At 64.1% G+C, this 24,100-nt stretch carries 18 protein-coding genes, 1 tRNA gene and 3 rRNA genes; all 22 read left to right on the forward strand.

Going from position 1 to position 24,100, the window contains the following annotated elements; genetic code table 11:
- Positions 1–64 precede the first annotated feature (64 nt).
- The 22 genes from tyrS (at position 65) to ABUA28_RS12860 (ending at position 23,999) form a co-directional block, all read left to right on the forward strand.
- Entirely contained in the window at positions 65–1,372 is a 1,308-nt protein-coding gene (gene tyrS, locus ABUA28_RS12755) for a tyrosine--tRNA ligase (protein ID WP_349904566.1), read from the forward strand.
- Positions 1,373–1,959: 587 nt separating this feature from the next.
- Positions 1,960–3,480 (forward strand): 16S ribosomal RNA (locus ABUA28_RS12760).
- Positions 3,481–4,006: 526 nt separating this feature from the next.
- Positions 4,007–7,129, forward strand: a 23S ribosomal RNA gene (locus tag ABUA28_RS12765).
- Positions 7,130–7,257: 128 nt separating this feature from the next.
- Positions 7,258–7,374, forward strand: a 5S ribosomal RNA gene (gene rrf, locus ABUA28_RS12770).
- The 16S, 23S and 5S rRNA genes sit together here, the layout of an rRNA operon.
- Before the next feature lie 100 nt (positions 7,375–7,474).
- On the forward strand, positions 7,475–8,554 hold the full coding sequence (locus ABUA28_RS12775; RefSeq protein ID WP_349904567.1) for a tetratricopeptide repeat protein: 1,080 nt from the start codon (positions 7,475–7,477) through the stop codon (positions 8,552–8,554).
- Positions 8,551–9,588 carry an HAD-IIA family hydrolase gene (locus tag ABUA28_RS12780; protein ID WP_455430329.1) on the forward strand — a complete coding sequence of 346 codons (1,038 nt, stop codon included), beginning with the start codon at positions 8,551–8,553 and terminating at the stop codon, positions 9,586–9,588. The genes ABUA28_RS12775 and ABUA28_RS12780 overlap by 4 nt, the downstream gene beginning before the upstream one ends.
- A 52-nt stretch (positions 9,589–9,640) precedes the next feature.
- Entirely contained in the window at positions 9,641–9,817 is a 177-nt protein-coding gene (locus ABUA28_RS12785; protein WP_349904568.1) for a hypothetical protein, read from the forward strand.
- Positions 9,810–10,640, forward strand: a complete 831-nt coding sequence (locus tag ABUA28_RS12790) for a TlyA family RNA methyltransferase (protein ID WP_349904569.1) — start codon at positions 9,810–9,812, stop codon at positions 10,638–10,640. Before ABUA28_RS12785 ends, ABUA28_RS12790 begins: the two co-directional genes overlap by 8 nt.
- 9 nt (positions 10,641–10,649) lie before the next feature.
- The gene (locus ABUA28_RS12795; protein ID WP_349904570.1) at positions 10,650–11,570 is read left to right on the forward strand and encodes an NAD kinase; all 921 of its coding nucleotides are present in this window, start codon (positions 10,650–10,652) and stop codon (positions 11,568–11,570) included.
- Entirely contained in the window at positions 11,567–13,282 is a 1,716-nt protein-coding gene (gene recN, locus ABUA28_RS12800; RefSeq protein ID WP_349904571.1) for a DNA repair protein RecN, read from the forward strand. The genes ABUA28_RS12795 and recN overlap by 4 nt, the downstream gene beginning before the upstream one ends.
- Positions 13,283–13,341: 59 nt before the next feature.
- Positions 13,342–15,015 (forward strand): CTP synthase, encoded by a 1,674-nt coding sequence (locus ABUA28_RS12805; RefSeq protein WP_349904572.1) that lies wholly within the window; start codon positions 13,342–13,344, stop codon positions 15,013–15,015.
- A 6-nt stretch (positions 15,016–15,021) separates the two neighbouring features.
- Positions 15,022–15,669 carry an NUDIX hydrolase gene (locus ABUA28_RS12810; RefSeq protein WP_349904573.1) on the forward strand — a complete coding sequence of 216 codons (648 nt, stop codon included), beginning with the start codon at positions 15,022–15,024 and terminating at the stop codon, positions 15,667–15,669.
- Positions 15,670–15,677: 8 nt separating this feature from the next.
- On the forward strand, positions 15,678–16,673 hold the full coding sequence (gene xerD / locus ABUA28_RS12815) for a site-specific tyrosine recombinase XerD (RefSeq protein WP_349904574.1): 996 nt from the start codon (positions 15,678–15,680) through the stop codon (positions 16,671–16,673).
- A 102-nt stretch (positions 16,674–16,775) separates the two neighbouring features.
- The gene (locus ABUA28_RS12820) at positions 16,776–17,666 is read left to right on the forward strand and encodes a ParA family protein (protein WP_349904576.1); all 891 of its coding nucleotides are present in this window, start codon (positions 16,776–16,778) and stop codon (positions 17,664–17,666) included.
- Positions 17,667–17,673: 7 nt separating this feature from the next.
- Positions 17,674–18,483, forward strand: a complete 810-nt coding sequence (locus ABUA28_RS12825) for a segregation and condensation protein A (RefSeq protein WP_349904593.1) — start codon at positions 17,674–17,676, stop codon at positions 18,481–18,483.
- Entirely contained in the window at positions 18,473–19,030 is a 558-nt protein-coding gene (gene scpB / locus ABUA28_RS12830) for an SMC-Scp complex subunit ScpB (RefSeq protein WP_349904578.1), read from the forward strand. The genes ABUA28_RS12825 and scpB overlap by 11 nt, the downstream gene beginning before the upstream one ends.
- Complete coding sequence (locus ABUA28_RS12835) at positions 19,020–19,826, forward strand: pseudouridine synthase (protein ID WP_349904580.1); 807 nt, start codon at positions 19,020–19,022, stop codon at positions 19,824–19,826. Before scpB ends, ABUA28_RS12835 begins: the two co-directional genes overlap by 11 nt.
- A gap of 2 nt (positions 19,827–19,828) precedes the next feature.
- Positions 19,829–20,920 (forward strand): prephenate dehydrogenase, encoded by a 1,092-nt coding sequence (locus ABUA28_RS12840; protein WP_349904581.1) that lies wholly within the window; start codon positions 19,829–19,831, stop codon positions 20,918–20,920.
- On the forward strand, positions 20,917–21,636 hold the full coding sequence (gene cmk, locus ABUA28_RS12845) for a (d)CMP kinase (protein ID WP_349904582.1): 720 nt from the start codon (positions 20,917–20,919) through the stop codon (positions 21,634–21,636). Before ABUA28_RS12840 ends, cmk begins: the two co-directional genes overlap by 4 nt.
- Positions 21,637–21,688: 52 nt before the next feature.
- On the forward strand, positions 21,689–23,206 hold the full coding sequence (gene der / locus ABUA28_RS12850; protein ID WP_349904583.1) for a ribosome biogenesis GTPase Der: 1,518 nt from the start codon (positions 21,689–21,691) through the stop codon (positions 23,204–23,206).
- A gap of 146 nt (positions 23,207–23,352) precedes the next feature.
- Positions 23,353–23,832 (forward strand): VOC family protein, encoded by a 480-nt coding sequence (locus ABUA28_RS12855; protein ID WP_349904585.1) that lies wholly within the window; start codon positions 23,353–23,355, stop codon positions 23,830–23,832.
- Positions 23,833–23,925: 93 nt separating this feature from the next.
- A tRNA-Pro gene (locus ABUA28_RS12860) sits at positions 23,926–23,999 on the forward strand.
- Positions 24,000–24,100 lie beyond the last annotated feature (101 nt).

Consider the following 24,100-nt stretch of genomic DNA (forward strand, 5'->3'; position numbering starts at 1 on the left):
AGCCGGCGACCAGAGGCCCGGCACCTCGTGGAGCGAACTTCGCATCCTCCGCTACGGTTGATGCGTGTCAGAACCACTCTCAGCAGCAGTGTCCAGCCAGCGCAATGACGACTCCTTCGCCGACGTCTGGGATGAGATCGTCTGGCGCGGCCTCGTGCACGTCTCGACCGACGCGCGCGAGCTGAAGGCCCTCCTCGCGGGCGAGGCGATCACCTACTACTGCGGCTTCGATCCGACGGCGCCGAGCCTGCACCTCGGCAACCTCGTCCAGTTGCTGCTGCTTCGGCGCCTGCAGCTGGCCGGCCACAAACCCCTTGGCCTCGTCGGCGGATCGACCGGTCTCATCGGTGACCCGCGGCCCACCGCAGAGCGCACGCTCAACACCAAAGACACCGTCAGGGAGTGGGTCGGGTACCTCCAGGCACAGGTGTCTCGTTTTCTCAGTTTCGAGGGGGAGAACGCCGCTCGGCTGGTGAACAACCTCGACTGGACCGAGCAGCTCAGCGCGATCGACTTCCTGAGGGACGTCGGCAAGTACTTCCGCGTGGGCACGATGCTCAAGAAGGATGCCGTGAGCGCCCGGCTCAATTCGAATGCCGGCATCAGCTACACCGAGTTCAGCTACCAGATACTGCAGGGCCTCGACTTCCTCGAGCTCTACCGCAGCTACGGCTGCGTGTTGCAGACCGGAGGCTCGGACCAGTGGGGCAACCTCACGAGCGGTACCGATCTCATCCATCGGGCGGAGGGCGTCAGCGCGCACGCGATAGGAACCCCGCTCATCACGAACTCCGACGGCACGAAGTTCGGCAAGAGCGAGGGCAATGCGGTCTGGCTCGATCCAGCGCTCACGAGTCCGTACGCCTTCTACCAGTTCTGGTTGAACACGGGCGACGCAGACGTTATCCAACGGCTCAAGATCTTTACCTTCCTCAGCCGGGCCGAGATCGAACGGCTCGAGGATGCGGTGGCCACCGAACCCTTCAGGCGCGAGGCCCAGCGAACACTCGCGTTTGAGGTCACGACGCTCGTGCACGGCGCGGAGGCGACGAACGCGGCAATAGCAGCCGCCCAGGCGCTCTTCGGGCAGGGGGAGCTCGCCGAGCTCGACCAAAACACGCTGCGCGCGGCCCTCAGTGAGCTTTCACACGTCACGGCAGGGGCCGGGGCGACCGTCGTGCAGCTCCTCGTCGACACGGGTCTCTGCGCGAGCCTGGGCGAGGCGAGGCGATCCGTGGAGCAGGGGGGCGTCTACCTCAACAACGAGAAGGTCGCGGATGCCGCGCTCACCGTCGGATCGGCGATCCTGCCGGGTGGCCTGGCGGTGATCCGCCGCGGCAAAAAGACCCTGGCAGGAGTCTTCATCGAGTGAGTGGGGCCCATCAGACGGCGCGACACGCCCGGGATCACGTCCAACTTGCACGACCCGCGAAGGCCACGTAATCTTCTTACTTGTCACCCCAAAGGTGCGGAAAAGCCGCAGAGCTTTCCGGCCTCAAGAGGGACTAAATCCCGGCCTCAACAGCCACTCACCAGCACGTGATTCTCTTGAAGAATCCTGCCGGAGAGCATAGGATGAAAGACCCACTCTCGGAGCAGGTCTTACCGAACTGGTTGCTGACTTTCGAGTCGCGAACCACTGGTAACGACAGGGACTTAGAGAGTGGTAAGGTAGACAAGTTGCCCTGAAACAAAACTGCGAGGTCGAGTTTCAGGAGCGTCCGATCCTTGAGAACTCAACAGCGTGCACAATGTCAAATGCCAAAAACCTCGTGCATCGACGGTCGTTTCTAGCGGCTGGAGATGCAGGAGATTCCTTTGGAAACAGATTAAACAACAAAGCAAATGTCAGCAATGATGTTTGTTCTTGTCAGTTTCAAACTTGTGCCTTCGCCCGCCCATTCCGGCGGCGAGACACACTAGATGTGCCGGCGACTTCGGTCACCGTGCAATCAAACATTTACGGAGAGTTTGATCCTGGCTCAGGATGAACGCTGGCGGCGTGCTTAACACATGCAAGTCGAACGATGAAAGAGGAGCTTGCTCCTCTGGATTAGTGGCGAACGGGTGAGTAACACGTGAGTAACCTGCCCTTGACTCTGGGATAAGCACTGGAAACGGTGTCTAATACCGGATACGACCCTCGGAGGCATCTTCAGGGGGTGGAAAGAATTTCGGTCAAGGATGGACTCGCGGCCTATCAGCTAGTTGGTGAGGTAACGGCCCACCAAGGCGACGACGGGTAGCCGGCCTGAGAGGGTGACCGGCCACACTGGGACTGAGACACGGCCCAGACTCCTACGGGAGGCAGCAGTGGGGAATATTGCACAATGGGCGCAAGCCTGATGCAGCAACGCCGCGTGAGGGATGACGGCCTTCGGGTTGTAAACCTCTTTTAGTAGGGAAGAAGCGAAAGTGACGGTACCTGCAGAAAAAGCACCGGCTAACTACGTGCCAGCAGCCGCGGTAATACGTAGGGTGCAAGCGTTATCCGGAATTATTGGGCGTAAAGAGCTCGTAGGCGGTTTGTCGCGTCTGCTGTGAAAACTGGGGGCTCAACCCCCAGCCTGCAGTGGGTACGGGCAGACTAGAGTGCGGTAGGGGAGATTGGAATTCCTGGTGTAGCGGTGGAATGCGCAGATATCAGGAGGAACACCGATGGCGAAGGCAGATCTCTGGGCCGTAACTGACGCTGAGGAGCGAAAGCATGGGGAGCGAACAGGATTAGATACCCTGGTAGTCCATGCCGTAAACGTTGGGAACTAGATGTAGGGTCCATTCCACGGATTCTGTGTCGCAGCTAACGCATTAAGTTCCCCGCCTGGGGAGTACGGCCGCAAGGCTAAAACTCAAAGGAATTGACGGGGGCCCGCACAAGCGGCGGAGCATGCGGATTAATTCGATGCAACGCGAAGAACCTTACCAAGGCTTGACATATACCGGAAAAGGCTGGAAACAGTCTCCCCGCAAGGTCGGTATACAGGTGGTGCATGGTTGTCGTCAGCTCGTGTCGTGAGATGTTGGGTTAAGTCCCGCAACGAGCGCAACCCTCGTTCTATGTTGCCAGCACGTAATGGTGGGAACTCATAGGAGACTGCCGGGGTCAACTCGGAGGAAGGTGGGGATGACGTCAAATCATCATGCCCCTTATGTCTTGGGCTTCACGCATGCTACAATGGCCGGTACAAAGGGCTGCAATACCGTAAGGTGGAGCGAATCCCAAAAAGCCGGTCTCAGTTCGGATTGAGGTCTGCAACTCGACCTCATGAAGTCGGAGTCGCTAGTAATCGCAGATCAGCAACGCTGCGGTGAATACGTTCCCGGGCCTTGTACACACCGCCCGTCAAGTCATGAAAGTCGGTAACACCCGAAGCCAGTGGCCCAACCGCAAGGAGGGAGCTGTCGAAGGTGGGATTGGTAATTAGGACTAAGTCGTAACAAGGTAGCCGTACCGGAAGGTGCGGCTGGATCACCTCCTTTCTAAGGAGCACGTGCTGCTCGCTCTGTATACAGGCGATCAAAGCAGCCAAGCCATTTCGGAGACACACGTTCTCCGGTGGCGCTCATGGGTGGAACATTGACATTGTGGCCAGGTCGAGAGTCTGGACTCAGTACGTCTTCTTCGGAAGATTGGAACGGTTCGCACCGACGCCCTGGTCTTCTGCACGCTGTTGGGTCCTGAGGGACCGGGCCGCTTCGAGAGAAGCGGACACCACCTCTGGACCAACGATGGCTGAGATCCTCGGATTTCGGATATCACGGTCTTCGGACCTTGATCCCTGGCGAACCGCCGACCCACGATTACTCGTGACACGGTAGGCACAGGTAAGACAAGGTACCGCCCGTATTTTGAGAACTACACAGTGGACGCGAGCATCTTAGAAGCTGCTCGTATGGCATGGCGCAGACCTAGTCGGCGTTGTGACGTATGAGTCAGACTTCTTCATTTAGATCTAGCAAAATGTCACCTCGGTGATATGCGCTGATCTTTGTGTAATTTTGTTGATATCAAGTTTCTAAGTGCAAACGGTGGATGCCTTGGCATCTGGAGCCGAAGAAGGACGTATAAATCTGCGATAAGCCTCGGGGAGCTGATAATAGAGCTGTGATCCGAGGATCTCCGAATGGGGAAACCCCGCCAGGCGTAGCAATACGACCTGGTGACTCCCGCCTGAATATATAGGGTGGGTAGAGGGAACGTGGGGAAGTGAAACATCTCAGTACCCACAGGAAGAGAAAGCAAAAGCGATTCCGTAAGTAGTGGCGAGCGAAACCGGAAGAGGCCAAACCGATCATGTGTGATAGCCGGCAGGCGTTGCATGGTCGGGGTTGCGGGACTCCTTAGCAGTTACTGCCGTACTGCAACAGTTACAGCGCGATATAGACGAAGTGGATTGAAAGCCACGCCATAGAGGGTGCCAGCCCCGTAGTCGAAATGTCGCAATGGCTGAAGGAGTATCCCAAGTATCACGGGGCCCGAGAAATCCCGTGTGAATCTGTCAGGACCACCTGATAAGCCTAAATACTCCCAGATGACCGATAGCGGACAAGTACCGTGAGGGAAAGGTGAAAAGTACCCCGGGAGGGGAGTGAAATAGTACCTGAAACCGTTTGCATACAAACCGTTGGAGCCTCCTTAGTAGGGGTGACAGCGTGCCTTTTGAAGAATGAGCCTGCGAGTTAGTGATATGTGGCGAGGTTAACCCGAGTGGGGTAGCCGTAGCGAAAGCGAGTCTGAATAGGGCGATCTAGTCGCATGTCCTAGACCCGAAGCGAAGTGATCTATCCATGGCCAGGTTGAAGCGCGTGTAAGAGCGCGTGGAGGACCGAACCCACTTCAGTTGAAAATGGAGGGGATGAGCTGTGGATAGGGGTGAAAGGCCAATCAAACTTCGTGATAGCTGGTTCTCTCCGAAATGCATTTAGGTGCAGCGTTGCGTGTTTCTTGCCGGAGGTAGAGCTACTGGATAGCCGATGGGCCCCAAAAGGTTACTGACGTTAGCCAAACTCCGAATGCCGGTAAGTGAGAGCGCAGCAGTGAGACGGTGGGGGATAAGCTTCATCGTCGAGAGGGAAACAACCCAGACTACCAACTAAGGTCCCAAAGCGTGTGCTAAGTGGAAAAGGATGTGGAGTTGCAGAGACAACCAGGAGGTTGGCTTAGAAGCAGCCACCCTTGAAAGAGTGCGTAATAGCTCACTGGTCAAGTGATTCCGCGCCGACAATGTAACGGGGCTCAAGCACACCACCGAAGTTGTAGATTTCGTGTATTAGCCAGGCGGTCTTTTGGTCGTCCAGGCACACGGAGTGGTAGGAGAGCGTCGTGTGGCGAGCGAAGCGGCGGTGTAAACCAGCCGTGGACGCCACACGAGTGAGAATGCAGGCATGAGTAGCGAAAGACGGGTGAGAAACCCGTCCTCCGAAAGAACAAGGGTTCCAGGGCCAGGCTAATCCGCCCTGGGTAAGTCGGGACCTAAGGCGAGGCCGACAGGCGTAGTCGATGGACAACGGGTTGATATTCCCGTACTGACGAAGAACCGCCCAAACTAATCCAGTAGTGCTAAGAGTCCTAATCCGGATGACGGATCCCTTCGGGGTGAAGCTTCCGGCCTAACGCTCGACCCCGTTCTGGTGCGGTTAGCGTATTAACAGGTGTGACGCAGGAAGGTAGCTGAGCCGGGCGATGGTTGTCCCGGTCTAAGGATGTAGGCCGAGAGATAGGCAAATCCGTCTCTCATCAAGGCTGAGACCCGATGGGTAGCTCTTACGAGCGAAATCAGTGATCCTATGCTGCCAAGAAAAGCATCGACGCGAGGTTCAAGTCACCCGTACCCCAAACCGACTCAGGTGTTCAGGTAGAGAATACCAAGGAGATCGAGAGAATCGTGGTTAAGGAACTCGGCAAAATGCCCCCGTAACTTCGGGAGAAGGGGGGCCTGAAGCGTGAAGGGATTTACTCCTGGAGCGCCGCAAGGCCGCAGAGACCAGTGGGAAGCGACTGTTTACTAAAAACACAGGTCCGTGCCAAGTCGCAAGACGATGTATACGGACTGACGCCTGCCCGGTGCTGGAAGGTTAAGAGGAACGGTTAGCCGTAAGGCGAAGCTGAGAATTTAAGCCCCAGTAAACGGCGGTGGTAACTATAACCATCCTAAGGTAGCGAAATTCCTTGTCGGGTAAGTTCCGACCTGCACGAATGGCGTAACGACTTCCCAGCTGTCTCAACCGCGAACTCGGCGAAATTGCACTACGAGTAAAGATGCTCGTTACGCGCAGAAGGACGGAAAGACCCCGTGACCTTTACTACAGCTTGGTATTGGTGTTCGGAGTGGCTTGTGTAGGATAGGTGGGAGACTGTGAAGCTTGGACGCTAGTTCAGGTGGAGTCATTGTTGAAATACCACTCTGGTCACTTTGGATATCTAACTACGAACCGTGATCCGGTTCTGGGACAGTGCCTGGTGGGTAGTTTAACTGGGGCGGTTGCCTCCTAAAAAGTAACGGAGGCGCCCAAAGGTTCCCTCAACCTGGTTGGCAATCAGGTGTCGAGTGTAAGTGCACAAGGGAGCTTGACTGTGAGACTGACAAGTCGAGCAGGGACGAAAGTCGGGACTAGTGATCCGGCAGTGGCTTGTGGAAGCGCTGTCGCTCAACGGATAAAAGGTACCTCGGGGATAACAGGCTGATCTTGCCCAAGAGTCCATATCGACGGCATGGTTTGGCACCTCGATGTCGGCTCGTCGCATCCTGGGGCTGGAGTAGGTCCCAAGGGTTGGGCTGTTCGCCCATTAAAGCGGTACGCGAGCTGGGTTTAGAACGTCGTGAGACAGTTCGGTCCCTATCCTCTGCGCGCGCAGGAAATTTGAGAAGATCTATCCCTAGTACGAGAGGACCGGGATGGACGAACCTCTGGTGTGTCAGTTGTTCCGCCAGGAGCACCGCTGATTAGCTACGTTCGGTATGGATAACCGCTGAAAGCATCTAAGCGGGAAGCCAGCTTCAAGATGAGATTTCCATCCCTTAGGGGGAGAGGCTCCCGGCTAGACTACCGGGTTGATAGGCAGGATGTGGAAGTGCGGACTAAAGACGCATGGAGCTGACCTGTACTAATAAGCCAATAACTTGATAACAATTTCTATCCTTGAGATAGAGCGCTCGCGTCCACTTTGTGGTTCCCGATTTACGGTCGGGGATCATCCCAGAACCTGATTCTTTGGATGAGGTTCTGGCTATGAACTGATACATAAATCAATAGTGTTTCGGCGGCCATAGCGAGAGGGAAACGCCCGGTTACATTCCGAACCCGGAAGCTAAGACTCTCTGCGCCGATGGTACTGCAGGGGGGACCCTGTGGGAGAGTAGGACACCGCCGGACTTCTTTGTAAGATGGCCACCCGCAAGGGTGGCCATTTTGCTTTAACGCGTTACGAGCTCGTCGGGCCGGCACGCTGCACTTTGGACAACAGGAGAAGCTCGTGAGTGAATCGGGAGACCGCGGCAGGCGGCCAGGTGGCAAGCCGCGCGGAGGGCGACCCAGCGGTGGACGTCCCTACAGCGGACGTCCCGACAACGGGCGCTCCAGCGGTGGTCGACCGAGTAGCGGGCGCTCCAGCGGTGGACAAGCTGATGGTGGGCGATCCGGTGGTGGACGTGCCGACAGCAACGAGAAGCGACTCTGGACCCGCGACGGGGCTCCTGCGCGCGGAGACCGCGGTGCGCGCGAGCGTGAGCTTCCGCCGGATCCCGATCCGTACGGCACCCGCTCGGTGCGGCCCAGGCACGATGAGCCGGTCGTTCCGGAGGACGTCAAACCCGCTGAACTCGATCGAGTGGCCCGGGCACAGCTCAAGACCCTGAGCAAGGAGAACGCCGAGGGCGTCGCCAACCACCTGGTAATGGTTGCGCGGCTGATCGACAGCGACCCGGAGCTGGCGCACAAACACGCCGTGTCTGCCGCGCGTCGTGCCGGCCGCATCGCGGTGGTGCGGGAGACGCTCGCCATCACGGCGTACACGACCGGTGATTTCGCGCTCGCGCTGCGCGAGCTGCGCACGTACCGCCGGATCTCGGGCAGGAACGATCAGCTCCCGATGATGGTCGACAGCGAGCGAGGGATGGGGCGCCCCGACAAGGCGCTCGAGCTTGGTCGCTCCGTCGAGCGCTCCACGCTCGCGACAGATGTGCAGGTGGAACTTGCGATCGCGATGTCGGGCGCACGCCTTGATCTCGGTGAGACTGAGCTGGCGCTGCGCGAGCTCGAGATCCCTCAGCTCGACCCGTCGACCGCGTATTCCTACAGCCCCGGGCTGTTCGACGCCTACGCGGCCGTGCTCGAGGATCTTGGGCGCGCGGACGAGGCAGAACAGTGGTGGGAACGCTCGGAACGGGCATCCGCCGCACTCGCGGTCGGCGGCGACCCGGACGACGAGGACATCGTCGAAGTGGAGGAGGAACTCCTGCCCGGCGGCGATGAAGACGAGGTCGACCAGGATGACGACGACCAGGCCAGCGGCAAGGCGCCGGACGCTTCGCCCGAAGGAGCAGCATCAGAGTGAGCACCGACAACAGAACCCCTCTTGACGGTGCGGACGCTCTGCTCGCCGATCTCGACGGTGTCGTCTACAAGGGCGCGGGCGCGATTCCGTACGCGGTCGAGAGCATCAACCGCGCGGCGGGGCGGATGCGCGTCGGGTACGTGACGAACAATGCCTCACGCACCGACGCATCCGTTGCAGAACACCTGCGACAGCTCGGACTGAGCGTGGAGCCGAACGACGTCATCACGTCGCCGCAGGCTGCTGTCACCCTGCTCGCCGAGCTCGTGCCTGCAGGGGCGGTCGTGCTGGCGGTGGGCGGCGAGGGCCTCACCTTCGAACTGGTCAAGGCCGGGTTTGTGCCGACGGCATCCGCGCTCGACAACCCCGCCGCGGTGGTGCAGGGCTTTGCGACCACCCTCGGCTGGGAGCAGCTAGCGGAGGCGTCGTTCGCTCTGCACAGCGATGTCGAGGGCGGCGGCATCCCGTGGGTCGCCACGAACACGGACTGGACCATCCCGGTGGCCCGCGGGATCGCTCCGGGCAACGGCACGCTCGTCTCTGCCGTGCACTCGGCGGTCGGGCGTCTTCCCGTCGTCGCGGGCAAGCCGGAGGTGGCGATCTACCGGGAGGCCGTGACGCGCTTCGGCGCCGAGCACCCGGTGTTCATCGGGGACCGTCTCGACACCGACATCCTCGGTTCCAATCGCGCGGGCATCCCCTCGGTGTTCGTGCTCACCGGCATCGACGGGGCCAAACAGCTCCTCGCGGCGGACGAGCGCTCCAGGCCCGATTTCATTCTCGAGGACCTGCGGCAGCTCGACCAGCCGTACCCGACCGTGGAACACTCCGAGTCCGGTGTGGTGCGAGTGGGCTCCGCAGCGGTGCGCATGGTCGAGAACCGCGTGACGCTCGAGGGCTCCGTGGGCGCGGGAGGCGCGGACCGGATAGACCTGATCCGTGCGGCCACGGCGGCGATCTGGTCGTCCGGGCTCGCGATCTACGGAATCGACATCGAGCCGAACCTCCTCGACGCCCTCGGTATCCCCCGGTAGCGTGGGAGACAGGGGTGATTCGACAAGCGCAGTCGGGCGAGAGGAGCAGATCGTGGAGCAGGTAGAGATCGCATCCGGTGACGGCGCGCTCGACACGAACGCGCTGCTTCCGAGGCTGCGCGTGATCGAGGACCAGCCGCTCGACCAGCGTGCGGCGGCGTTTGCCCAGCTGCACGACGAGCTGCAGGCCGCGCTCGAGGATGGAAGTGCGCCCGCGCGCCATGTCTGATCCCGAACCCGGTGCAGGCAGGCGTCTCGACAGCGCGCTCGCGGAGCGTGGCATCGCGCGATCGCGCACCCATGCCGCGAGGCTCATCGCGGGTGGTTCTGTCACGGTCGACGGGGTGACGGCGTTCAAGGCCTCTCTGCGGGTTCGTGACGAGCAGGTGATTGCCGTGACGGCATCCGATCACTACGTCAGTCGTGCCGCGCACAAGCTGATCGCCGCACTGGATGCCTTCGGCGTCGACCCGGCTGGACGCGTGGCCATCGACGCTGGAGCCTCCACCGGCGGATTCAGCCAGGTGCTGCTCGAGCGCGGCGCGGCACACGTGCTGGCGATCGACGTCGGCCACGGTCAGCTGGCTTCGGAAATTCAGGACAATGGCGCACTCACGATGATCGAGGGCTTCAACATCCGCGATATCACGGGCGAGTGGTTGCGGGAGCAGCTCCACTCTCCTGAATTTCCAACACTCGTGGTGGGGGACCTGTCGTTCATCTCGCTGCGCACGGTGCTTTCGCCACTCGTGGGCACGGTGGGAACGGATGCGGACTACGTGCTGTTGGTCAAGCCGCAGTTCGAGGTGGGCAGGCTAGGCATCCGCGAGGGCATCGTGCACGACGGCGGCCTGCGGGCCGACGCGATCAGCGGAGTGCTCTGGGCAGCCTGGGACCTCGGCCTCGGAACGGCCGGCGTCATCTCCTCACCCATCGCCGGAAACGCGGGAAACCTCGAGTATCTGGTCTGGTTGAACGCCGCTGGCGGCAGCAATCCGACAGAATGGACTGACCGGGTGAACACACTCGCGTTCCCGAAAGCGCAGCACTAGGAGCGACACGTGGCCGCACGACACATTCTGGTTGTGTCTCACACCGGGCGGCAGGAATCTCTTGCCGCAGCCGTCCAGGTGTGTCGTCAACTGAGCGCCGAGGGCGTGATCCCCGTGCTGAAGGCAGACGAGTATGCGGACATCGTGGAGCAGGCGCCCGACCTGGGATCCCTTGCCATTCTGGGCGAGTCGGTCGCCGTCAACGAACTGGAGCTCGTCATCGTCCTCGGCGGGGACGGCACGATCCTGCGGTCCGCGGAGATGGCGCGCGGGTCATCCGCCCCGCTCCTCGGTGTGAACCTCGGCCACGTCGGCTTTCTCGCCGAGAGCGAGCGCGACAACCTGGGCGAGACCGTGCGCAGAGCACTCGCCCGCGATTACCTGGTCGAGGAGCGGATGACGCTCTCGGTGCGGGTGAAGGTCGACACCAAGGTCGTCTACGAGACCTGGGCGCTCAACGAGGCGACCGTGGAGAAGGCGAGCCGAGAGCGGATGCTCGAGGTCGTCATCGAGGTCGACGGGCGTCCGCTGTCGTCGTTCGGCTGTGACGGTGTGGTGATGTCGACGCCCACGGGGTCGACCGCATACTCGTTCTCGGCTGGCGGCCCGGTCGTGTGGCCGAGCCTCGACGCGATGCTCCTCGTGCCGCTGAGCGCGCACGCACTCTTCGCCCGTCCGCTCGTCGTCGGCCCCGATTCCGTCTTCGCCGTCGAGGTCCTCGACCGCACGCAGGGCACCGGTGTGCTCTGGTGCGACGGGCGCAGGACCCATGACCTGCCGCGGGGCGCGCGCGTGATCGTGCGGCGGTCATCCGTTCCCGTGCGGCTGGCGAGGCTGCACCCGGGCCCCTTCACGGATCGTCTCGTTCACAAGTTCTCGCTCCCGGTCGCCGGATGGCGCGGCCCGGAGGAAGAGACGGCCGCCCCATGATCGAAGAGATCTCCATTCGCAATCTCGGTGTCATCGGGGAAGCGAAACTTCCGCTCGGACCCGGTTTCACCGCCCTCACGGGCGAGACCGGAGCGGGAAAGACGATGGTCGTGACGGCCCTCGGCCTGCTGCTGGGTGAGCGTTCGGACAGCTCGGTACTGCGCCAGGGCGCGGGCTCTGCGGTCGTGGAAGGTCTCTGGCGGGTCGAGTCCGACGGCGCTGTCGCCGATCGTGTGCGCGAGGCCGGCGGCGAGCTCGACCCCTCGGGCAGCGAGTCACAATCGCAACTGATTCTCGGGCGATCGATCTCGCAGGACGGCAGGAGCCGTGCCGTTGTCGGCGGACGCGCCGCTCCCGCCGGGGTGCTGGGGGAGATCGGCCAGCAGCTCGTCGTCGTCCACGGCCAGTCCGAGCAGAACCGGCTCCGCTCCCGGGCGGCGCAGCGCCAGGCGCTCGACCGTTTCGCCGGCGCTGCGCTCGCCGCGCTGTTGGGCGATTACCGCGAGGTCTACGACCGCTGGCAGTCGAAGCAGGCCGAGCTCGACATCCTTGTGACAGAGAGCGACCGACGCGCAAGCGAGGCGGAAGACCTGCGCATCGCGATGGCTGAGATCGAGGAGGCAGCGCCGCGTCGGGGAGAAGACACAGAGCTCGCCGAGAGTGCAGAGCGACTCGCGAACCTCGAGGATCTTCGGCTTGCGGCCGCTCAGGCCCACGAACTCATCTCCGCGCAGGGCGTCGACGAGGTCGTCGACGTGATTGCGCTGCTCGACGGGGCGAAACGGCAGCTCGAGCGGGTGTCCGGCCATGATCCGGCGCTCGTACCGATCGCCGAGGCGATCACGAACGCGGCGTTCGCCGTCGCAGACATCTCCGCCCAGCTCTCGAGCTATCTCGGCGGCCTCGACTCCGACGGCGGCCGCGAGCTCGAGACGGTGCAGGAGCGCCGCGCCGCGCTCGCCTCGCTCGTGCGCAAGTACGGTCCGACCCTCGACGACGCGATCGACTATCTGGATTCCGGGAGCAGCAGGCTGCTCGAACTGGACAACGACTCTGACCGCATCGAGATACTGCGCGGCGAGGTGGACGCAGACCACACGAGACTGGGCGAGCTCGCAGGCCAGCTGAGCGCACTTCGACGGGATGCCGGGGCCAGGCTCGCAGAGCAGGTCACGGCAGAACTCGTGGCGCTGGCGATGCCCGACGCGAAGCTCAGCGTCGAGGTTCAGGAACGGCCGGAGTTCGGGCGCAGCGGACGGGACCAGGTGTCGATCCTGCTGCAGCCGCACCCGGGGGCGGAACCTCGCCCGCTCGGACGGGGTGCATCCGGCGGCGAGCTCTCGCGGGTCATGCTCGCGATCGAGGTGGTGATCGCCGCGAGCGACCCGGTGCCGACCTTCGTCTTCGACGAGGTCGACGCAGGAGTCGGCGGGGCATCCGCCATCGAGATCGGCAAGAGACTGGCGAGGCTCGCACAGTCCGCACAGGTGATCGTGGTCACGCATCTCGCGCAGGTCGCGGCCTTTTCGACCAACCACCTCCGCGTCGTCAAGGACAGCGACGGTGAGGTCACCGCGAGCAGCGTGCAGCAATTGCAGGGGGAGGAGCGCGTCGCCGAGATGGCGAGGCTGCTCTCCGGGCTCGCCGACTCCGAGAGCGGACTCACGCACGCGCGAGAACTCATCGAGACCGCGCGAACGCTTTCGGCGTAGTTTCGGGGGTGTCGTCTCCGCGGTGCGGGGGCTTCGCGGTGATAGGCTAAAACCCCGTGGTGGTAAATCGAAGCACGGAGACAACAAAGCACATTTTCGTCACCGGAGGCGTCGTATCGTCTCTCGGCAAGGGGCTTACCGCCGCTAGCCTCGGTAACCTTCTGACCTCGCGTGGACTGCGGGTCGTCATGCAGAAGCTGGATCCCTATCTGAACGTGGATCCCGGAACGATGAACCCGTTCCAGCACGGAGAAGTCTTCGTGACGGATGACGGCGCCGAGACCGACCTGGACATCGGCCACTACGAGCGGTTCCTCGATATCAATCTCAGCCAGGCCGCCAACGTGACGACCGGCCAGATCTATTCGACCGTGATCGCCAAGGAGCGCCGAGGAGAGTACCTCGGAGACACGGTGCAGGTCATTCCGCACATCACCGACGAGATCAAGCGTCGTATGCGTCTGCAGTCATATAACGACCCGAAGCCGGACGTGATCATCACCGAGATCGGCGGCACCGTCGGCGACATCGAGTCGCTGCCGTTCCTCGAGGCGGCGCGGCAGGTGCGTCACGAGATCGGCAGGGCGAATTGCTTCTTCGTGCATGTCTCGCTCGTGCCGTACCTCAACGCGGCTGGCGAGCAGAAGACCAAGCCGACCCAGCACTCGGTCGCTGCACTGCGGTCCATCGGTATCCAACCAGATGCGATCGTGCTGCGCAGCGACCGCACGGTGCCGGAGTCGATGAACCGCAAGATCGCGCTCATGTGCGACGTGGATCCCGAGGCCGTCGTGAACGCGGTGGACGTGCCCAGTATCTACGACATCCCGACGATGCTGCACGACCAGGGTCTGGACAGCTACATCATCGAGCACTTCGGAGTCGAGGCGAACGACGTCGACTGGGCGGGTTGGGGCGAACTGTTGAAGGCTGTGCACGAGCCGAAGTACGAGGTGAACATCGGGCTGGTCGGCAAGTACATCAACCTGCCTGACGCCTACCTCTCGGTCACCGAGGCGCTTCGGGCCGGCGGTTTTGCGCAGCAGTCGAAGGTCAAGATCCACTGGATCCCGTCCGACGAGTGCGAGACGCCTGAGGGCGCCGCGAAGCTGCTCGCCGAACTCGACGGCATCTGCGTCCCCGGTGGTTTCGGCGTGCGTGGCATCGAGGGCAAGCTCGGTGCACTGAAGTTCGCGCGCGAGAACCAGATTCCCGCGCTCGGCCTGTGCCTCGGCCTGCAGTGCATGGTCATCGAATACGCGCGCAACGTTGTCGGACTCACCGGAGCATCCTCGTCGGAGTTCGACCCGGACACCGAGTACCCCGTCATCGCGACAATGGCCGAACAGGTGGACATCATCGCCGGTGGCGACATGGGTGGAACCATGCGGCTGGGCCTCTACCCCGCCAAGCTCGAGACGGGTTCCATCACCGCAGCGGCATACGGGTCGAGCGAGGTCTCCGAGCGTCACCGCCACCGCTACGAGGTCAACAACGCCTACCGCGCACAGATCGCGGATGCCGGGCTCGTCTTCTCCGGCGTCTCCCCGGACGGCACGCTCGTGGAGAACGTCGAGCTTCCGCGCGACGTCCACCCGTTCTACCTCGGCACCCAGGCGCATCCGGAACTGCGGTCGCGGCCGAACCACGCGCACCCGCTCTTCGCCGGACTCATCGGCGCGGCTCTCGCTCGCCAGCAGTCCAGCCGGCTCTTCGAAGTCAAGGACGCCTGAGCACAGATGCCCGAGAGCGTGCTGCCGGACGACGAACTGGTGGATGAGCCGTTTGCGGTGACCGTGGTGGACAGCGGTGAGCAGTTCCACGGTCACGTGTGGGATGTGCGCAGGGATCGGTTCGCATTTGGCTCCTCCGAGATCTCGCGCGAGTATGTGGATCACACCGGTGCCGTGGCGATTCTCGCGCTCGACGCGGACGAACGGGCCATGCTCATCCGCCAGTACCGGCACCCGATCGGCCTGCGCGACTGGGAGATCCCGGCCGGGCTGCTCGATATGCCCGGGGAGGATCCGCTTGGTGCCGCCCAGCGTGAGCTCGCGGAAGAAGCCGACCTGAGTGCGACGGAGTGGTCGGTGCTCGCCGACTTCTTCACCTCGCCCGGGGGAAGCACCGAGGCGATTCGGGTGTATCTCGCCCGCGGGCTGAGCGCGACGAAGGCGTTCGATCGCACCGAGGAAGAGGCCGAGCTCGAGACCCGCTGGGTGAGCATCGACGACATCGTCGACGCGGTGCTCGACCGCAGGGTCGGCAACTCCATCCTCGGCCTTGCGGCGCTCGCGGCTCAGGCGTCGCGCGCTCGCGGTTGGGCGACCCTGGGCGACGCGAACGCCGACTGGCCCCATCGCTCCCGGCGCGGCACCAGGGACTGAAGGCGCACGTGCCCGGGGTGGGGAATGGCGCGACAACGACGCTCGACCGCTGTGTCGATCGCTACCTGCGTCACGTCTCCATCGAACGCGGGCTCTCCGCCAATACCGTTGCGGCCTATCGGCGTGATCTCGCCGCGTATCTCGCCGTGCTGGATGCCCGTGGCGTCGCGGCTCCCGGAGCGATCACGAGCGCGGACGTCTCGGCCTTCACCCAGGAACTGCGGACGCGCGAGGATGCCCCGCTCACGGCATCCTCTGTCGCGCGGATGCTCTCCTCCGTGCGCAACTTCCACCGCTTTCTCGTGGACGAGGGCATCGTCGACACGGATGCCGCGGCGAACGTGCGTGCGCCGAAGCTCGCCAGCCGACTGCCCAAGGCGATCACCGTGGAGCAGATGGCCGCGGTGCTCGACGCGGCGGCCGGCGACGACATCCTGTCCCTGCGCGATCGCGCGCTGCTCGAGCTGCTGTACGCGACGGGCGCCCGGATCTCGGAGGCGGTCGGCCTCAATGTGGATGACGTGTTCACGAGCGACGAAACGCACGACGAAACGCGCGACGACACCGACGCAGGTGAGCAGCCCCTGCGCAGCGGAGACATGATCCGCCTGTTCGGCAAGGGCGGCAAGGAGCGGATCGTGCCCCTCGGCAGCTTCGCACGCGCCGCCCTCGACGCCTATCTCGTGCGTGCGCGACCTGCCCTCTCCGCCACGGGAAAGTCAACCCCCGCGCTGTTCCTCGGGGCGCGCGGCCAGCGCGTCTCGCGCCAGAACGCGTGGCTCATCATCCGCGCGCGGGCGGAGAAGGCGCAGCTGGGCATCGAGATCTCGCCGCACACCTTCCGGCACTCCTTTGCGACGCACCTGCTCGCGGGCGGGGCGGATGTGCGGGTCGTGCAGGAGCTGCTCGGCCACTCGTCCGTCGCGACCACCCAGATCTACACGCTCGTCACGGCAGATACGCTGCGCGACATGTACACGACCGCCCACCCGCGGGCTCGCTGACTCCGCGACGGGCGGCTTCGCGCATCCCGAAACTGCCCCCGCGCACGGGTAGAATCGTGTGAATCGGTACCGGTCGGGGACTAACAGTAAGGGAATGTCGGGATGACAGCGGAACGGGACACCACGGCCGAAAAGCTCTCGGGTATCGACGTCGCCGAGACGGGGCCGACCGGACGACCGCTCCGCACCTTCGCCGCTCCCGCGCCGTTGAAGAGTCACGGACCGGCGCGCATCATCGCCCTGTGCAACCAGAAGGGCGGCGTCGGCAAGACCACGACGGCCATCAGCCTGGGCGCATCCCTCGCCGGCTACGGTCGCCGCGTTCTTGCGGTGGATTTCGACCCGCAGGGCGCGCTGTCTGCGGGGCTCGGTGTGCCGATCCACGACGTACCGAACATCTACGACCTCATGCTCGGCACGGTGAAGGATCCGAACGCGGCGATCCAGAAGACGACCACCGAGAATCTTGACGTGATCCCGGCGAACATCGACCTGTCTGCCGCGGAGGTACACCTTGTGAACGAGGTCGCACGCGAGCAGATCCTTGCCGGGGTGCTACGCAAGGTGAGCGACCAGTACGACATCATCCTCATCGACTGCCAGCCGTCGCTCGGACTCCTCACCGTGAACGCCCTGACCGCGAGTCACGGCGTGCTCATCCCGCTGGAGTGCGAGTTCTTCGCGCTGCGCGGTGTCGCGCTGCTCGTGGAGACCATCGAGAAGGTGAAGGATCGCCTGAACCCGAGTCTCCAGCTCGACGGCATCCTCGCGACCATGTACGACTCGCGCACCCTGCACTCGCGCGAGGTGCTCGAGCGGGTCGTCGAGACCTTCGGCGACCGGGTGTTCGAGACGGTCATCGGCCGCACCGTGAAGTTCCCGGATGCGAGCGTCGCCGGAGCGCCGATCACGACCTTCGCGCCGGATCACCCCGCATCCGAGGCCTACCGTCAGCTCGCGAGAGAGTTGATAGCTCGTGGCGCTGCGGCCTAGCGCCGCGATGACCGTGGCTGAGCCGGAGGCCGAGGCGCCGGGATTCTCGGTGAGCCTGAGCAACTTCAGTGGGCCGTTCGACCTGCTTCTGTCGCTCATCGGCAAGCACGAACTCGACATCACCGAGGTGTCGCTCAGCAAGGTCACCGACGAGTTCATCTCCTACCTCCGCGGGCTCGACTCCCCGGAGGAGCTCGACCAGGCGAGCGAGTTCCTCGTGGTCGCCGCGACACTGCTCGACCTCAAGGTCGCGGGTCTCCTGCCGCAGGGCGAACTCGTCGACGCAGAGGATGTGGCGCTGCTCGAGGCGCGCGACCTGCTCTTTGCCAGGCTCCTGCAATACCGCGCGTTCAAGGAGGCGACGGTGTGGTTCAGTGGGCAACTGGATGCCGAGTCGACCAGGCACGCGCGCTCGGTGCGGCTGGAGGAGAGATTCCGCCAACAGACACCCGAGCTCGTGTGGACCCTCACCCCGGATGATTTCGCGGCACTCGCGGCCCTTGCGTTCGTGCCACGAGAGCTGCCGACCGTGGGGCTGGACCATCTGCACGCGCCGCTGGTGAGCATCCGCGAGCAGGCGGCCCACGTTGTCGCGTTGCTGCGCCGCGGCGAGCCGATGACCTTTCGCCAGCTGATCGCGGGTGCAGAGCAGAAGGGCGTCATCGTGGCGCGCTTTCTCGCCGTGCTCGAACTGTATCGAGGTGCATCCATCTCCTTCGACCAGCTCGAACCGCTCGGCGAGCTCACCATTCGCTGGACCGCGCAGCAGTGGTCTGAGGAGAGCCTGGCAACACTGGGGGCCGACTATGACAACTGATGAACTCGAGAGAAGCCTCGAGGCGATTTTCATGGTGGCCGATGAGCCGCAGGGAGTCGTGTCGCTCGCCTCCTCCCTGGGAGTGCCGGTCGCGGAGGTGCACACCGCCATTGCCGCGCTCGTTGCGGACTTCGACGGCGAGGACGGCGGCGTTCGTCGCGGCTTCGAACTGCGCGAGGTCGCCGGTGGCTGGCGCATCTACGTGCGCGGGGAGTTCGACGAGGTGGTGCGCGACTTCGTGCTCACCCAGAACCCGACGAAGCTTTCGCAGGCGGCGCTCGAGACTCTCGCGGTGATCGCCTACAAGCAGCCGATCACTCGCGGGTCCATCGCGTCGATCCGCGCAGTCAACGTCGACTCAGTCGTGCGCACGCTGCTCGGCCGCGGCCTCATCACCGAGGCGTTCACCGACAGCGAGACCGGTGCCATCCACTACGAGACCACCGAACTGCTGCTCTCGCAGCTCGGTATCAACTCGATCGAGGAGCTGCCGAGGATCTCGCCGCTGCTCGCCGACGGCTCGGAGGGTTTCGACGATGTCCGCTGAGGATGCTGTACCGGAGGGCGTACGGCTGCAGAAGCTCATGGCGGCGGCCGGGGTTGCGTCCAGGCGTGTCTCCGAAGACCTGATCGCCGCGGGCAGGGTCGAGGTGAACGGCGAGGTCGTGACGGAGCCGGGCAGGCGGGTCTCGGAATCGGATCGCGTGGCCGTGGACGGCGTCGCCATCCAGCTCGACACCTCCCGCAGGTACCTCATGCTGAACAAGCCCGTCGGCGTCGTGAGTTCGCTGAAGGATGAGCGCGGCCGCCCCGACCTCAGCCGCTTCGTCTCGCGCTACGAGGAGCGCCTGTTCAACGTCGGTCGCCTCGACGCGCAGACCTCGGGACTGCTCATCCTCACCAACGACGGCGAACTCGCTCACGTGCTCGCGCATCCGTCGTTCGGAGTGATGAAAACCTACATCGCGAAGGTGCACGGGCGGGTCATGCCGCAGGTGATCTCGCGGCTGACCAGCGGCCTGGAGCTCGAAGACGGCCCCATTGCCGCGGACAAGGCCCGCATCGTGGGGCGCGCGGGGGAGCGCGAGACAATGGTCGAGATCACGCTGCACTCGGGCCGCAATCGCATCGTGAGGCGGATGCTCGACGAGGTCGGGCACCCGGTGATCGACCTCGTGCGCCGCCAGTTCGGTCCGCTGCACCTCGGCACGCTCGCGCAGGGTGAGCTGCGCGACCTGAGCAAAGCGGAGCTCGGGCAGATCCTCACGATCGCGCGCACCGCGAAGGAACATGGTGCGCACGCAGCCGTGAACGCGGTCGGCGCAGACGAGCAGGAAGAGTAGGCATGGACGACAGCAGGGTTCACGGGCAGGTTCGCGTGGTCGGCGCCGGGCTTCTCGGCGCGAGCATCGGGCTCGGACTGCGGAGCAAGGGCGTCGACGTCATCGTGCACGACGCCTCGCCCGCCAACCTCCATCTCGCGATCGACTACGGTGCCGGTCGCGCTGCGCGGGATTCCGATGACCCGTCGCTCATCGTGGTCGCGGTGCCGCCGGACGTCATTGCGACCGTCGTGGCCGCGGAACTGCAGGGGTACCCGAACGCACTCGTGACCGATGTGGCAAGCGTGAAGTTCGGGCCGCTGACGGAGCTGCGGGCGCTGGGGGCCGAGCTCGGTCGCTACCTGGGGTCGCATCCGCTCGCAGGCCGGGAGCGCGGGGGAGCGATCTCCGCGCGCGCGGACCTGTTCATCGGTCGCCCGTGGGTGGTGGCCCCGCACGAGGGCAACTCGACCGCGCAGCTTCGCGTGATCGAAGACCTCATTCTGGATCTCGGTGCCGTGCCCGTGGAGATGGCGGCGGAGGAGCACGACAAGAGCGTCGCGCTCGTCTCGCACGTGCCGCAGCTGATCTCGTCGCTCCTGGCGAAGCAGCTCGTCGGCAGCAGCGAGGCGGCGATGTCACTGAGCGGCCAGGGACTGAGGGACACGACGCGGATCGCGGGCAGCAACCCGGAGCTCTGGGTGCAGATTTTGGGGTCGAACGCGGAGTCGGTCACAGACATCCTGCGGCGCTACCGCGACGACCTGGACGGGCTGCTCGAGGTGCTCGACACCCCGTCCGCTCCCGGGGCCAGGCGCGCCCTGGCCGAGGCGCTCGCCGCGGGCAATGCCGGCGTCGCGCGGATCCCGGGCAAGCACGGGCAGGACCGGCGTTTCAGTCGGCTGGTCGTGCTCGTCGATGACGTGCCAGGGGAGCTAGGCCGCCTGTTCACCGAGATGGGCGAGATCGGGGTCAACCTCGAAGACCTGCGCCTCGAGCACTCGCCCGGGGCTCCGGTGGGTCTCGCGGAGGTCTCCGTGCTGCCGGAGGTGGCGCCCACCTTGGTCGCCGAACTGGAGTCACGTGGCTGGAAGATCGCGGAGGCGTGGCAGTGACGAGAACAGTGGTCGCGATCGACGGCCCCGCGGGCAGCGGCAAGTCCAGCGTGAGCAGGGCTGCGGCGCGCGCGCTCGGCTTCGACTACCAGGATACCGGGGCGGCCTACCGTGCCTTCACCTGGCACGCGCTGGGCGCCGGGGTCGATCTCGAGGACGCCGACGCCGTCACGGCGGCACTGTCGAGCTTCGACTACGAGATCGGGGTCGACCCGGACGACTATTACGTGCGGGTGGGTGAGGCGGATGTCACGGACGCGATCCGCGACCCCCGCGTCTCTGCTGAGGTGAGCAAGATCGCGCGGGTGCCCGCCGTGCGCGCGCACCTCACGGCGCTGTTCCGCGACATCATCGCGCGGGGTGACCGGCCCGGTGTGATCACGGAGGGGCGGGACATCACGACCGTCGTCGCGCCGGATGCCCGGGTGCGGATTCTGCTGACCGCATCCGAAGAGGCTAGAATGGCGAGGCGTTCCGCCGAGGTCACCGGGCAATCGGCCCAGCTCGTCGGAGAGCAACTCAGCGCGAGGGATGCGCAGGACTTGCGCGTCGTCGACTTCCTCAACGCCGCAGAGGGCGTCACAACCCTCGACTCGACTTTTCTCGACTTCGACCAGACCGTTGCGGCGGTCGTCGATCTCGTGCGTAACTCGCTGGTCGAGCGCGCTGGAGCTATAAGGAGCGCGGAGCGATCCCGCGACGCCAGCGCCGACTGAGCCTGCGAAGTCGGTTGTATACCTCAGCACGTCAAAACTTTAAGGAATAACCATGGCAGACACCGGCACACCCGACGACTTCCCCGAACTCGACCCGCACCTGGTCGAGAAGCTCGGCGCGCTCGACGAGGCGGAAGCGGCCCAGCGTGCGGACACGCTCCGCCAGGGCCTCAGTGAGTACGAGCTCGACGACGAAGACCTCGAGCTGCTCGATTCCGCGAGCGACGACCCCGACGCGATCGTCTACCTGCCCGCGCTGCCGGTTCTGGCGATCGTGGGTAGGCCGAACGTGGGCAAGTCTGCGCTGGTGAACCGCATCCTGGGTCGCCGCGAGGCCGTCGTGCAGGACACCCCCGGCGTCACCCGTGACCGCGTGACCTACAAGGCCGAGTGGAACGAGCGCCGCTTCACCCTGGTCGACACGGGCGGGTGGGAGCCCGACGCGAAGGGCATCAACGCCTCCGTCGCGGCGCAGGCCGAGATCGCGATCGAGCTGGCCGACGCGGTGCTCTTCGTGGTGGACGCGAACGTGGGGGCGACGGCGACGGACGAGCACGTGGTGCGGATGCTGCGCGCGACGAAGAAGCCCGTCATCCTGGCCGCGAACAAGGTCGATGACGTGCGCCAGGAGCCGGAGGCAGCAACCCTGTGGAGCCTCGGACTCGGCAACCCGTGGCCGGTCTCGGCCGTGCACGGCAGGGGGGTGGCTGACCTGCTCGACCACCTGCTGACGATTCTTCCCGAGGTGTCTGCCGTCGCCAAGGACGAGGTGGGCGGTCCGCGCCGGGTCGCGATCCTCGGCCGGCCGAACGTGGGCAAGTCGTCGCTGCTCAACCGTGCCGCGGGGAAGGAGCGCGTGGTCGTCAACGAACTCGCGGGCACGACCCGCGATCCGGTGGACGAACAGGTGGAGATCGCGGGCAAGGTGTGGCGCTTCGTCGACACCGCGGGCATCCGCCGTCGCATGAACCTGGCTCAGGGCGCCGACTTCTATGCGTCGCTGCGCACGAGCGCCGCGCTGGAGAAGGCCGAGGTAGCGGTGGTGATGCTCGACGTGAGCGAGCCGATCAGCGAGCAGGATGTGCGCATCATCGACCTCGTGCTGGAGTCCGGGCGCGCGCTCGTGCTCGCGTTCAACAAGTGGGACCTGCTGGATGATGACCGTCGCCGGTATCTGGAGCGTGAGATCGAGCAGGATCTCGCCCACGTCTCCTGGGCGCCGCGGGTGAACATCTCGGCTCGCACCGGACGGCACATGGAGAAGCTCGTGCCCGCGCTGGAGCTGGCGCTGCAGTCGTGGGACACCCGGATTCCGACCGGCAAGTTCAATGCGCTGCTGGCGGAGCTCACGGCAGAGCACCCGCATCCGGTTCGCGGTGGTAAGCAGCCGCGCATCCTGTTCGGCACGCAGGCATCGACGAGGCCGCCGACCTTCGTGCTGTTCACGACCGGGTTCCTCGACCCGCAGTATCGCAGGTTCATCACCAGGCGCCTGCGTGAGCTCTTCGGTTTCGAGGGCAGCCCGATCAACGTGAACATGCGAGTGCGCGAGCGCCGCAAGCGCACCTGACCTGCTCCGCTGGTCGACCCTGTCGAGACCTCGCTTCCCGCGAGTCGAGTAGGTCGCGCAGCGACCATATCGAGGCCTCGTCACCGAAAACCCGTGCCCTCTGCCCTCCCGCGAACTACGCTGTTCCGCAAGCAAAGGAGCTCCCCATGACCACGACGATCACCCCGTTCCTCTGGTTCGACGACCAGGCGGAGGAAGCGGCGGCGCTGTACACCTCGATCTTCAACGGAAGCATCACGGGCGAGGCGAGATGGGGTCCCGGTGCGCCGTTTCCCGAGGGCAGCATCATGTCGGTGACGTTCGAGTTGGCTGGGGGACGGTTCGAGGCTTTCAACGGAGGGCCGGATCATCCGTTCACCGATTCGTTCTCCATCTCGGTGACCGTCGACACCCAGGATGAGGTGGACGACGCCTGGGACCGCCTGCTCGAGGGCGGAGGTCGCCCCGTAGCGTGCGGCTGGCTGTGCGACAGGTTCGGCCTGTCGTGGCAGATCGTGCCCAAGGAGATGGGGGAGTTGCTCAGCGACCCGGATCCCGAGCGGGCGAGGCGCGCGATGCAGGCGATGATGCAGATGGTGAAGATCGACGTCGCGGCCCTGCGTGCGGCGGCCGATGGCGCAGCCTGAGTCGAGTATCCGGAGCGTGCCAGACCTCAGACAGTGTCAAGTGGATGCTCCAGCAACCGTTACTATGGTGAGGTTGCTCCGCGTGCGGAGAAACGGGCTGTAGCGCAGCTTGGTAGCGCACCTGACTGGGGGTCAGGGGGTCGCAGGTTCAAATCCTGTCAGCCCGACAGTGTGATGTCTTCAGTCATTGAGGACAGATGTCTTGAGACATCGAGGACGCCCTCACCGGATGGTGGGGGCGTTTTTCATTGTCGTTGGTAGTCCTTGT

This window comes from Parafrigoribacterium humi (assembly GCF_040227205.1).
Taxonomy (GTDB): domain Bacteria; phylum Actinomycetota; class Actinomycetes; order Actinomycetales; family Microbacteriaceae; genus Parafrigoribacterium_A; species Parafrigoribacterium_A humi.

Excerpts from the sequence above, each read along its gene's own strand:
- ABUA28_RS12840 (WP_349904581.1), top strand. The coding sequence starts at position 19,829 with ATGGACGACAGCAGGGTTCACGGGCAGGTTCGCGTGGTCGGCGCCGGG.
- ABUA28_RS12835 (WP_349904580.1), top strand. The coding sequence starts at position 19,020 with ATGTCCGCTGAGGATGCTGTACCGGAGGGCGTACGGCTGCAGAAGCTC.
- ABUA28_RS12810 (WP_349904573.1), top strand. The coding sequence starts at position 15,022 with ATGCCCGAGAGCGTGCTGCCGGACGACGAACTGGTGGATGAGCCGTTT.
- ABUA28_RS12820 (WP_349904576.1), top strand. The coding sequence starts at position 16,776 with ATGACAGCGGAACGGGACACCACGGCCGAAAAGCTCTCGGGTATCGAC.
- ABUA28_RS12855 (WP_349904585.1), top strand. The coding sequence starts at position 23,353 with ATGACCACGACGATCACCCCGTTCCTCTGGTTCGACGACCAGGCGGAG.
- der (WP_349904583.1), top strand. The coding sequence starts at position 21,689 with ATGGCAGACACCGGCACACCCGACGACTTCCCCGAACTCGACCCGCAC.
- ABUA28_RS12790 (WP_349904569.1), top strand. The coding sequence starts at position 9,810 with ATGTCTGATCCCGAACCCGGTGCAGGCAGGCGTCTCGACAGCGCGCTC.
- recN (WP_349904571.1), top strand. The coding sequence starts at position 11,567 with ATGATCGAAGAGATCTCCATTCGCAATCTCGGTGTCATCGGGGAAGCG.
- scpB (WP_349904578.1), top strand. The coding sequence starts at position 18,473 with ATGACAACTGATGAACTCGAGAGAAGCCTCGAGGCGATTTTCATGGTG.
- ABUA28_RS12825 (WP_349904593.1), top strand. The coding sequence starts at position 17,674 with ATGACCGTGGCTGAGCCGGAGGCCGAGGCGCCGGGATTCTCGGTGAGC.